This window comes from Streptomyces sp. NPDC053426, assembly GCF_055585405.1.
Window position 1 is genome coordinate 125,494 of the sequence record NZ_JBVJKE010000005.1, and the last position, 11,830, is coordinate 137,323.

Sequence of the window (11,830 nt, forward strand, 5' to 3'; positions counted from 1 at the left end):
CGGGTCCCCCCACAGGGCGCGGACCACTCGCGAGGTAGGTTCCGGCGGGGGACCTTTTCGGCCCCGCTGGTCAGGAAGGACGAGGGATGACCGAGAGCGTGACCAACTGGGCGGGCAACATCACGTACGCCGCCAAGGAGCTGCACCGCCCGCACAGCGTGAACGCGCTGCTGAACCTGGTCGCCGCGAGCTCGCGGGTGCGGGTGCTGGGCAGCGGGCACTCCTTCAACGAGATCGCCGAGCCCGGCGAGGACGGCGTCCTGCTCTCCCTCGACGCGCTGCCCCCCGAGATCGACGTGGACACGACGGCCCGGACGGTACGGGTCGGGGGCGGCGTGCGCTACGCCGAGCTGGCCCGCGAGGTGCACCGGCACGGGCTGGCGCTGGCGAACATGGCGTCGCTGCCGCACATCTCGGTGGCCGGGTCGGTCGCCACCGGCACCCACGGCTCCGGTGTCGGCAACGGGCCGCTGGCCTCGTCCGTGCGCGCGGTGGAGATCGTGGTGGCGGACGGTTCCAGAGGGTGGTTCACGCAAGGGGTGACGAACCTCTTCGGCGGTGTGGTCACCTCGCTGGGCGCGCTCGGTGTCGTCACCGCGCTCACCCTGAGCCTGGAGCCGGCCTACGAGGTCGAGCAGCACGTGTTCACCGAGATGCCCCTGGAGGGGCTGGACCAGGCCACGTTCGAGAAGGTGATGTCGGCGGCGTACAGCGTGAGCCTGTTCACCGACTGGCGGGCGCCGGGCTTCCGCCAGGTGTGGGTGAAGCGGCGCACCGACCAGCCGCTGCCGGACTTCCCCTGGGCGGCTCCGGCGACCGAGAAGATGCACCCGGTGCCGGGGATGCCGGCCGTGAACTGCACCGAGCAGTTCGGCGTGCCGGGGCCCTGGCACGAGCGGCTGCCGCACTTCCGCGCGGAGTTCACCCCGAGCAGCGGCGCGGAGCTGCAGTCGGAGTACCTGATGCCGCGGGAGTCGGCCCTCGCCGCGCTGCACGCGCTGGACGGGATCCGGGAGACGGTCGCCCCCGTGCTGCAGACCTGCGAGGTGCGCACCGTCGCCGGTGACGACCAGTGGCTCAGCCCCTCCCACGGCCGGGACACGGTGGCCGTCCACTTCACCTGGATCGAGGACACGGAGGCGGTGCTGCCGGTGGTGCGGCGGGTAGAGGAGGCGCTGGCGCCGTTCGACCCGCGCCCGCACTGGGGGAAGGTGTTCACCACTCCGGCGGCGGAGCTGCGCGCCCGCTACCCGCGGATGGACGACTTCCGCGGCATCGTCGACGACCTCGACCCGCGGCGCGTGTTCACCAACGCCTTCGTGCGGGACGTGCTCGGCTCCTGATCCCGGCCCCGGCCGGGCTTCGTCAAGCCCCTTTCCGAACCCCTTGTCGAAAGTTCCGCCCGCGCCATAGCCTTGCCGCGCCGGTGCCGGGTCGGCCCGGCCCGGCGGGGATGGGGGCGGCTCGGTGAAGCGGACATCGCGGGACATCCGGACGGCCAACCGCTATCAGGTGCTGCGCCAGATCATCGCCGCGTCGCCGACCTCCCGGCAGGAGCTGGCGGCCGCCACGGGACTGAGTCTCGCCACCGTCGCCACGCTGGTCGGGGAGCTGCTCGGCCTCGGCATGATCACCGAGGTGGGTTTCGAGGACTCGGCCGGCGGCCGTCCCCGGGGCCTGGTGGCCGTCAACGCGTCGGGGGGCGCGCTGATCGGCGTGGATCTCGCCGAGACCTACGTGCGGGTCGAGCTGTTCGACCTCGCGCTGAACGTGCTGGCCCGCGCCGAGGAGGGCATGCGCCCCGGCGAGAGCCGGCCCGAGCAGGTCGTGGGGCACGTGGCCACGGCGGTGGGGTCGGTGGTGGCACAGGCCGGGGTGGAGGGCGCGCGGGTGCTCGGGGTCGGGGTGAGCGTGCCGGGTCAGGTGGACCGGGACACCGGGATCTCCGCGTACGCGCCGAACTGGGACTGGCACGACGTCCCCCTGCTCGACCTGCTCACGGAGCACATCGCCCACCCCCTGCACCTGGACAACCCGTTGCGGGCCTGCGCGGTGGCCGAGCTGTGGTTCGGGGCGGCGCGCGGGTGCGGGGACGCGGTGGTGGTGAACCTCGGGACCGGGGTGGGCGCCGGGCTGGTGCTGGGCGGCGCCGTGCACCGGGGGGTGAGCAACAGCGCAGGTGAGTGGGGGCACACCACCCTCGTCCTGGACGGCCGCCCCTGCCACTGCGGCAACCGCGGCTGTGTGGAGACGTACACCGGCGCGCCCGGGATCATGCTCAACCTGCGGGAGCTGAGCCCGGACAGCCCGCTGCTGCGGGCCGACGACCAGACGGCCACCGTCGACGCGCTCGCCCAGGGGGTCGGCGCGGGCGATCCGGTGGCGGTGGAGGTGCTCGGGCACACCGCCCGCTACCTCGGCGCCGGGATCGCCGATCTGGTCAACCTCTTCAACCCTGAGGTGGTCGTGCTCAGCAGCTGGGTCGCGGCCGCGTTCGGTGAGCCGCTGCTCGACGAGGTCCGCGCGGCCGTCGCCCGGCACGCGCTGCGCCGCCCGCTGGCCGCCACCCGGATCGTCCTCTCCCCGATCCCGACCGATCCGGTGTGCCTGGGAGCGGCGACGTTCGCGCTGGAGGGCGCGTTGCAGTCGGCCGGGAAGCGCACCGGGAACCGTACCGCCGGCGGTCGCCGGTAACTCCCGTCCCGTTCGTCATCACGAACGGGTCGCAACGCTTCGAACGGACTTTGTCCAACCCCTTGCCGAAGTATTGGCCGAAGGTTAACGTCCCGCGCACCGCAAGTCCTGCGCACCGCAAGTCCTTGAGCGCCATCCCGCCGACAGCCGCACTCGAGACAAGGACGTCGCCATGCCGGAATCGGGCAACAGCATGTGGAACCGTCGATCAGCACTCCGCGCCGCCCTGGGCCTCGCCGCCGCCGGCGGACTGGCCGCCTGCGGCGGCAACAACGGCCGCGGTGGCGGCGGCTCGGGATCGGGCAAGAGCCTGGTCCAGTACTTCCACGCCTACGGTGAGGCCGGCACCGAACAGGCGATCAAGCGGTACGCGAAGGCGTACGAGAAGGCCGACGTGACCACGCAGTGGATCACGGGCTCCAACTTCGAGAGCAAGCTGTTCGCCTCGCTGCTCACCGACAAGGCGCCGGACGTCTTCGAGTTCCACCCGCAGATCCAGCTCGTCAAGAGCGGCCAGGTCGCCGATCTGACCGACCTGGTCGGCCCGGTGAAGGACGACTTCAACCCGGCCGACATCCGGTCGCACACCGTCGACGGGAAGATCTACGGCGTACGGATGATCGACGACCCGCAGTTCTTCTTCTACCGCAAGTCGCTGTTCGACGAGGCCGGCGTGGGCGTCCCCCGGACGCTCGACGAACTCCTCGCCACGGCGGCGGAGTTGACCACCGACAAGGTCAAGGGCGTCTACCTCGGCAACACCCTGCACTCGATCGTCAACCCGATGATCTGGGCGTCCGGCGCCGACACCCTGGACGAGAACAACGAGATCGCGTACCACACGGACGGTGTCGTCGGCGGCTTCCGCACCCTGCGCAAGCTGTTCACCAGCGGTGATCTGCTGCTCGACGCGCCGACCGACTTCTGGGACCCCTCCGCGCTCAACCAAGGGCTCACCGCCATCCAGTGGTGCGGCATGTGGGCCATGCCGCAGATGCAGCAGGCGCTCGGCGACGACCTCGGGATCTTCCCCTTCCCCAAGGTCACCGACGCGGGCGAGCAGACCGTCTACAACGGCGGCTGGTCGATGTTCGTCAACGCCAAGGGCAAGAACGTGGAGGCGGCCAAGGAGTACGTGAAGTGGCTGTGGATCGACCAGAAGGAGTACCAGGAGGACTGGGCGCTCTCCTACGGCTTCCACATCCCGCCGCGCACGTCGCTCGCCGAGTCCGCCGACAAGCTCAAGTCGGGCCTGCCGGCCGAGGGCGTCAGGCTGTTCAACGAGTTCGGCCACTTCGACAACATCGGCTGGACCCAGGCCATGATCACGGCCCTGGAGGACGTCCTCGCCAACTGCGTCCGCAAGGGCGGTGACCCGGAGGCCGAACTCGACAAGGCCGACGGGAAGGTGAACCGCGAACTCGACAAGCTCTTCGGATAGCGCGGCGGACGGGCGGACACACGATGTCGACCACCACCACGCGCGAGGTCACCACCGGCTCCGCCCCCGCCCGGCCGCGGCGGAGCCTGCAAACCCACAGCACCCTCGCCTTCTGGCTGTTCACCGGGCCCTTCCTCATCGGCCTGCTGATCTTCGTCTACGTCCCGATCCTCTGGAGCGCGTGGCTGTCGTTCTTCGAGGCCCGCTTCACGGTCACGCCCAGTGAGTTCGTCGGCTTCGAGAACTACCGGACGATGCTGACGGACGACGGGTTCACGGGCTCCCTCGTCACCTTCACCGTCTTCGCCGTCATCATCGTCCCCACCACCTGGGCGCTGTCCCTGGCGCTCGCGCTGGCGGTGAACCGGCTGCGGTTCATGCGGGCGTTCTTCCGGTCGGTGTTCTTCCTGCCGACGGCGGTGAGTTACGTCGCCGCCTCGCTCATCTGGAAGATGTCCATCTTCAACGGCGTGCGCTTCGGGCTCGCCAACACCGTCCTCGGCTGGTTCGGCGCCGACGACACCGCCTGGCTGGCCAGCCCCGACCCGCCCTGGTACTGGCTGGTCATCGTCACCGTACGGCTGTGGCTGCAGGCCGGGTTCTACATGATCCTGTTCCTGGCGGCGCTGCAGAACATCCCGCCGGAGCTGTACGAGGCGGCGGCCATCGACGGGGCGAAGCCCGGCTGGCAGACGTTCCGCCACATCACGCTGCCGCAGTTGCGCGCGACCTCGACCGCGGTGGTCCTGCTGCTGCTCGTGGCAGCGTACCAGGCCTTCGACGAGTTCTTCAACCTGCTGTCGAAGACCACCTGGGGACGCCCGCCGCTGGTCGAGCTGTACTACAAGGCGCTCGGCGACAACCAGGACTACGGCGCGGGCAGCGCGGGCGCGCTGATCCTGACGCTGCTGATCTGTCTGGTGACGCTGCTTCAGGGCCGGATCATGGGCTTCGGCAGGTCGGAGGGCACCAAGTGACCACCAGGACATCGCGCCGGGTCCGGCGCGGGAACGTCATCGGCTCGGCGGGCCTGTACGCCGCCACGGCCGTCGCCGCGCTGCTCTTCCTCGTCCCCTTCTACCTGATCGTGCGCAACGCCCTGTCCACCGATGCCGAGATCACGGGCGAGGAATGGAAGTTCCTCCCCACCGACGTCCAATGGGGCAACATCACCGAGCCGTTCGACGACCCGACGGTCGACTTCGCCCGGTCGCTGTGGAACTCGGCGGTCGTCGGCGTGGCGCACACCGTCGGCACACTGCTGGTCTGCTCGCTCGCCGGGTACGGTCTCGCCCGCATCCCGTACCGGCACGCCGACAAGGTGTTCTACGCCGTCCTGGTGACCCTGATGGTGCCGACCGCCGTCACCTTCGTGCCCAGCTTCGTCCTGGTCTCCTCGCTCGGCTGGGTGGACAGCTACCGGGGTCTGATCATTCCGGGCCTCTTCAGTGGTTTCACCTGCTTCCTGTTCCGGCAGTACTTCCTGGGGTTCCCCAAGGAGCTGGAGGAGGCGGCGCGGGTGGACGGGCTCGGCCACTGGGGCGCGTACTGGCGGGTCGTCGTGCCGAACTCGCTGAACTTCTTCGCCGCCATCGCCACGATCACCTTCATCAGCGGCTGGAACTCCTTCCTGTGGCCGCTGGTCATCGGCCAGGACCCGAGCGCCTGGACGGTCCAGGTGGCCCTCTCCTCCTACATGACCAACCAGACCGTCAACTTCCATCTGATCTTCATGGCCACGGCCATATCCATCCTCCCCCTGGTGTGCGTGTTCCTCTTCCTCCAGCGCTGGCTGGTGCAGGGCATCGCGCAGACCGGGATCAAGGGCTGAGCCAGGACCGATCTAGGAGATCCATGTCATTGCGCACCCCGGCGACCGGCTACGTCGAGGACGTCTCCCCCGGCCGCGGAACCCTGCCCCCGCGCGCCTGGTACGCGTCCTCCGACGCGGCCTCCCTCTCCCTGAACGGTGGTTGGCGCCTGCGGGTGTCCCAGACCGCCGACGCCGAGGACGACTCGTTCGCCGCGCCCGGGTACGACGCCGGGAGCTGGCCCGAGGTGACCGTGCCCGGCCACTGGGTGCTCCAGGGCCACGGCGCACCGATCTACACCAACCACCTGTACCCCTTCCCGGTCGATCCGCCGCACGTCCCCACCGAGAACCCGACCGGCGACCATCTGCGCGTCTTCGACCTGCCCGGGGACTGGCCGGACGGGGGTGAGGCCGTGCTCCGCTTCGACGGGGTGGAGTCCTGCGCCCGGGTCTGGCTGAACGGCACGGACATCGGGGAGTTCAAGGGATCGCGGCTGCCGCACGAGTTCGCGGTCGGGCATCTGCTGAAGCCGTCCGGGAACGTCCTCGCGGTCCGGGTCCACCAGTGGTCGGCGGGGTCGTACCTGGAGGACCAGGACCAGTGGTGGCTGCCCGGCATCTTCCGCGACGTGACCCTGCTGCACCGCCCGGCGGGCGGCGTGGGCGACTTCTTCGTGCGCGCCTCCTACGACCACGTCACCGGCGCGGGCACCCTGCGCGTCGACTCCGACGTCGAAGGGCGCGTGACCGTCGAGGAGCTGGGCATCGACGTGGCGGCCGGGGAACCGGTGACGCTCCCGGTCGAGCCGTGGACGGCGGAGACGCCCCGGCTGTACGAGGGGGTGCTGGCCACGGCGGGCGAACGCGTCCCGCTGCGCATCGGCTTCCGTACGGTCGTCGTCGAGGACGGCCTGCTCAAGGTGAACGGAACCCCCCTGCTGTTCAAGGGCGTCAACCGGCACGAGTGGCATCCGCGCCGGGGCCGCGCGCTGGACCTCGACACCATGCGCGAGGACGTGCTGCTGATGAAGCGGCACAACGTCAACGCGGTCCGCACCTCCCACTATCCGCCGCACCCGGCCTTCCTCGACCTGTGCGACGCGTACGGGCTGTGGGTGATCGACGAGTGCGACCTGGAGACCCACGGCTTCGTCGAACAGGAGTGGCGGGACAACCCCGTCGACGACGAGCGCTGGACGCCGGCCCTGCTGGACCGGGCCGCGCGCATGGTGGAGCGGGACAAGAACCACCCGTCGGTGGTGATGTGGTCCCTCGGCAACGAGGCCGGCACCGGACGCGGACTCACCGCGATGGCCGACTGGATCCACGGCCGGGACCCCTCCCGCCCGGTGCACTACGAGGGTGACCCCGGCTGCCGCGACACGGACGTGTACTCGCGGATGTACCCGCCGCACGAGGAGGTCGAGCGGATCGCGCGGGGCCTGGACGGCGGCACCCACCGCAGGCGCGAACTGCCGCTGATCCTCTGCGAGTACGGGCACGCCATGGGCAACGGCCCCGGCGGACTCACCGAGTACCAGGAGCTGTTCGAGCGGTACGACCGGCTGCAGGGCGGCTTCGTCTGGGAGTGGATCGACCACGGCGTCGAGCACCCGGAGCTGGGCTACGCCTACGGCGGTGACTTCGGGGAGGAGCTGCACGACGCCAACTTCGTCTGCGACGGGCTGCTGTTCCCGGACCGCACGCCGTCACCGGGGCTGATCGAGTACAAGAAGGTGATCGAGCCGGTCCGGATCGAGGCGGGCGACACGGACGGCACCGTACGGGTGACCAACCGGTACGACTTCACGGACCTGTCCCGTCTGGAGTTCTCGTTCTCCTACCAGGTGGACGGCCGGCCGACGGGAGCGCACCCGCTCGGCGTGCCGCCGCTGGCCCCCGGGGAGTCGGCGGAGGTCAAGCTGCCCGAGGCGCCGGACGGCAAGGGCGAGGAGGTGCAGTGGACGGTGGAGGCGCGGCTCGCCGAGGACACGCCCTGGGCCGGAAGGAACCACGAGGTGGCCTGGGCGCAGGGGACGGTGGCCCGCCGCGCCCCGCTGCCGGCGGCGACCGGTGTGCGGCCCGCCGTCGACGGCGACCGGATCACCCTGGGCCCGGCGGTCTTCGACGCCCGCACCGGCGCGGTGCGCGCCCTCCTCGGTGTGCCGGTGAGCGGTCTGCGGCTGGACGTGTGGCGGGCGACGACCGACAACGACGACGGGGCGACCTGGCAGACGGACACCCGGTACGGGCCGCTCTGGCGCGAGCTGGGCCTGCACCGTATGCGGCACCGGACGGCCGCGGTCGAGACGGACGGTGACGCGCTGACCGTACGGACCCGGGTGGCTCCCGCCGGCCGGGAGGCGGGCCTGCGGGCGGCGTACCGCTGGACCTCCGACGGCTCGCGGGTGCGGCTGACCGTCTCGGTCGTGCCGGAGGGCGAGTGGCGGGCGCCACTGCCCCGGCTGGGCGTCCGCTTCGGCCTCGTCGGGGTCACCCCCGAGGACGCCGTCCTCTGGTTCGGCGGCGGGAACGAGTCGTATCCGGACACCAGGGCGGCGTCGAAGGACCTGCTGTGGGACGCGAGCGTCGGGGAGCTCCAGACGCCCTACGTCCGCCCGCAGGAGAACGGCGCCCACGCCGACGTGCGCTGGGCGGAGATCGGCGGTCTGCGGGTCGACGGCGAGCCGGAGTTCTGGTTCACGGCCCGGCCCTGGACCACCGAACACCTGGACGCCGCCCGGCACCGCGCCGACCTCGTCCCCGGGGACACGGTCTGGGTCAACCTCGACCACCGCCTGCACGGCATCGGCTCCCAGTCCTGCGGCCCGGGCCCGCTCCCCCGGTACTACCTGTGGCCCGAGCCCGCGGAGTTCTCCTTCGTCTTCTCCCGGCCGCGCGACTGACGAGGCTCAGTGGTCCGCGCAGCAGGGTGTGGGGTCCGGGGCCTCGAACGGCACGAGGGTACCGCCCAGGGCCGGGGTGGTGGCGAGGACGAGTTCGTCCCGCCACCACTGCGGCCGTACGTGGTCACGGGTCACCAGGCGGGTCTGCGGGCCGGGTGGCTCGGGTGTGCCCAGGACCGTCACGCGGGCGATCGCGGAGCCGGCGAGCAGCTCCGCGACGGTCGTCGTGCCGGTGAGCGCGAAGACGCCCGGGTAGAGCACCGCGCGTCCCACCTCGTCGGGCAGGCCCGGGGAGACGGCGCCGTACCCCGCGAGCCGCTCCCGGAGGGTGTCCGGGAGCGGCCGCGAGGGCAGGGACAGGGACACCACGACGCGCGGACGGTCGTCGCGTACGAGGTGGGTGCAGCCGAACGTCTCCTCGGGGAGGTCGAGTCCGGCCGCCATCCGGTGCAGCAGGTGGTCGGCGTCGAGCAGGTCCCTGATGCCCGCGTCCACGGTGAGGGCGTACGGCGTCACGACGGCAGGACCCACACCGGGTTGGAGTAGAACCACAGGTCGCGCCACGGGTCGGCGTCGCCGACGACGTCGATGGCGGGGCCCGCCGGGTCGACCTCGGCGCCCAACACGCCGACGGCGGACCGGTTGCCGTCGGTGCCGCGCAGCCGTACGTACACCGGGTGGTCGACGCGGCCGAGGTCGAAGGTGACGCGGACGGTGCCGGCCGACTTGTCGATGTCGTACGACCGGGCGACCTTCGCCGTGGGCGCGGTGAAGGTGTCCTTGTCGGCGACCGGGCCGGTCACATCGCCCTGGATGACGTCCACGCGGGCGAGCTTCGGGGTGAACCCGGCCCAGTTGTTGCCGCCGGCGAGGGCGATGTCGGCGGTCAGCGTGACCCTGGTGCCCTTGCGGACGTGCAGGGCGCCGCCGAGGGTGGCCCAGCGGCTGCCGCCGGATACGCGGACGTCGAGGCCGCTGATGAGCTGCCCGTGGTCGACCCAGATGCGGCCGGCGCGGATGCCGTCCATGACGGCGGCGTAGGAGAAGCCGTCGGCACCGACGTGGGTGCGGCTGTACTGGCCGGGCCAGTAGTCGCCCTGGGTGACGTCGATCCGCCCGGCGTAGACGGGGTCGTCGTAGCGGCCGTTGGCCGCGAAGTCGCCGCCGCCCCGGGCGCCGGTGTCGGCGTACACCTGGTGGGAGTCGGAGTTGGCGGTGATCCACCAGGGGCGGCCCTCGGCGAGGAGGCTGTCCCAGAGGCCGCCGACGGTGGCGGTCATCCAGTCGAAGCCGCCCCAGGTGCGGTAGCTCTCCAGCGGGTAGCCGGGGAAGGAGTTGGCGCCGGGGCTGCCGTCGTAGATGCCGCGGGCGCGCCCCATGCCGAGCGGCTCGGGCAGTCCGGCGGCCTGGTGGCCGGGGGCGCCCTCGAAGCCGACGGCGATCTGCCGGTCGCCGGTGCCGGTCGCGTCGCGCCAGGCGCGGATCTCGTGCGGGGAGTCGATGCCCTTGCGCGCGGGGTGGTTGGCGAGCATCAGGGCGTCCTTGACCTTGCGCCGTCTGACCTGGTCGGCGAGGAAGTTGAGGCCGGCGACGGCCAGCGCCTCGTTGGCCGGGGTGGAGTCGCCGGCGCCCTTGACGCTGCCGTCGTAGTCGGTCTCGAACTGCTTGAGGACGGAGACCTCGTTGCGGCCGGGGTGGACGAAGACGGTGCCGTGCTCGGCGGCCGGGATGTTCCACTCCAGGCCCTGGAAGACGAGGGTGTCCTCGTAGGCGGCGCGGGCCTCCTTGATGTCCGGGTTGACCTTCTCGACACCGATCTTGGCGTGGGTGGTGCTGCCGTGGTCGGTGATGACCAGCCAGTCCATGCCGTGCCGGGCGCCCTGGCGGACCTGGTCGACGACCCGGTACTTGCCGTCGCTGCTGTACTGGGTGTGGATGTGGTGGTCACCGGCCAGCCACAGGAAGCCCTTGCCCCTGCCGGCGCCGCGGCGGCTGTCGCCCGCCGCGTGCGCGGGCGTGGCCGCGCCGGCGCCGGTGGAGAGCACGGTGCCGGCCGCGAGGCCCGCGCCGAGCAGCCCGGCCCGGCGCAGCAGCGTACGGCGGGACCTCTGCTCGGGGTTCAGCGCCTCGTCGGGCACGGAGGTGTCGAAGGCGGCGGGCAGCGGGGCCGTCGTTTCGTGAGAGTGGTGATGGTGTCCGTGTCCGTGCGCGTGCCCGTGACCCATGATGTGCCTCCTCGATGCCGCGGCGCGATCACGCCGCGTGTGGAGGATCGAGGCAGCGTGTGAACGTTGAACGACGTGCGGATGAGCGGGGCATGCCCTGGACACGGCGGCTCGCCCGCACCTGATCGGTAGGCTGGGCGCTTCCTGTCGGGTTTGCTTCGGAGGCCCCCATTCCCCGCGCCGGACTCACCACCGACCGTCTCGTCGCGGCCGCCGCCGACCTCGCCGACGAGGCGGGCTACGAGAACGTCACCCTGTCCGCGCTGGCCCGGCGTTTCGGCGTGCGGGACGCGAGCCTGTACGCGCATGTGCGCGGCCTGCGGGACCTGCGCACCCGGATGGCCCTGCTGGCCGGCGGGGAGATGATCGACCGGATCGCGGCGGCGGTCGCCGGACGGACCGGCAAGGAGGCGCTGGCCGCCTTCGCGGGCGCCTACCGGGAGTACGCCCTCGCCCACCCCGGCCGTTACACGGCCACCCAGATCCGCCTGGACCCGTCCCTGGTCACCGACTCCCCCGCGATGCGCCGCACCGCCGAGGTCACCTACGGCCTGCTCCGCGCCTACGGCCTGGACGAACCCGACCTCACCGACGCCGTACGCCTGCTGCGCAGCACCTTCCACGGGTACTGCGCCCTGGAGTCCTCCGGCGCCTTCGGTGACCCCCGCGACCACGAGGCATCCTGGAACAGGGTGATCGACGCCCTGCACGTCGCCTTGGAGAACTGGCCCCGGGAGCAGGCTGGTTGACC

9 protein-coding genes are annotated in these 11,830 nt (G+C 71.6%); 7 read left to right on the forward strand and 2 right to left on the reverse strand.

Annotated elements, in window-relative coordinates:
• The first annotated feature begins 86 nt into the window (after positions 1-86).
• The 6 genes from ACZ62B_RS12360 (at position 87) to ACZ62B_RS12385 (ending at position 8,854) form a co-directional block, all read left to right on the forward strand.
• Entirely contained in the window at positions 87-1,343 is a 1,257-nt protein-coding gene (locus ACZ62B_RS12360; RefSeq protein ID WP_468879067.1) for a D-arabinono-1,4-lactone oxidase, read from the forward strand.
• Positions 1,344-1,467: 124 nt separating this feature from the next.
• The gene (locus ACZ62B_RS12365) at positions 1,468-2,694 is read left to right on the forward strand and encodes an ROK family transcriptional regulator (protein ID WP_468720652.1); all 1,227 of its coding nucleotides are present in this window, start codon (positions 1,468-1,470) and stop codon (positions 2,692-2,694) included.
• Positions 2,695-2,866: 172 nt separating this feature from the next.
• Positions 2,867-4,135, forward strand: a complete 1,269-nt coding sequence (locus tag ACZ62B_RS12370) for an ABC transporter substrate-binding protein (protein WP_344556355.1) — start codon at positions 2,867-2,869, stop codon at positions 4,133-4,135.
• A 23-nt stretch (positions 4,136-4,158) separates the two neighbouring features.
• Positions 4,159-5,112, forward strand: a complete 954-nt coding sequence (locus ACZ62B_RS12375) for a carbohydrate ABC transporter permease (protein ID WP_344556357.1) — start codon at positions 4,159-4,161, stop codon at positions 5,110-5,112.
• Entirely contained in the window at positions 5,109-5,966 is an 858-nt protein-coding gene (locus tag ACZ62B_RS12380; protein WP_344556358.1) for a carbohydrate ABC transporter permease, read from the forward strand. Before ACZ62B_RS12375 ends, ACZ62B_RS12380 begins: the two co-directional genes overlap by 4 nt.
• A gap of 23 nt (positions 5,967-5,989) precedes the next feature.
• Positions 5,990-8,854: a glycoside hydrolase family 2 TIM barrel-domain containing protein gene (locus ACZ62B_RS12385; RefSeq protein ID WP_469690148.1), complete on the forward strand. Its 2,865-nt coding sequence runs from the start codon at positions 5,990-5,992 to the stop codon at positions 8,852-8,854.
• Positions 8,855-8,860: 6 nt separating this feature from the next.
• Here ACZ62B_RS12385 and ACZ62B_RS12390 read toward each other — a convergent pair whose 3' ends face one another.
• Together ACZ62B_RS12390 and ACZ62B_RS12395 are read right to left on the reverse strand one after the other, a co-directional pair.
• Positions 8,861-9,370 (reverse strand): hypothetical protein, encoded by a 510-nt coding sequence (locus tag ACZ62B_RS12390; protein WP_344556361.1) that lies wholly within the window; start codon positions 9,368-9,370, stop codon positions 8,861-8,863.
• Positions 9,367-11,079 carry a PHP domain-containing protein gene (locus ACZ62B_RS12395; protein ID WP_469690151.1) on the reverse strand — a complete coding sequence of 571 codons (1,713 nt, stop codon included), beginning with the start codon at positions 11,077-11,079 and terminating at the stop codon, positions 9,367-9,369. Before ACZ62B_RS12395 ends, ACZ62B_RS12390 begins: the two co-directional genes overlap by 4 nt.
• A 170-nt stretch (positions 11,080-11,249) precedes the next feature.
• Between ACZ62B_RS12395 and ACZ62B_RS12400 the strand changes: the two genes are divergently transcribed.
• Complete coding sequence (locus ACZ62B_RS12400; protein WP_468720756.1) at positions 11,250-11,828, forward strand: TetR/AcrR family transcriptional regulator; 579 nt, start codon at positions 11,250-11,252, stop codon at positions 11,826-11,828.
• Positions 11,829-11,830: the final 2 nt, after the last annotated feature.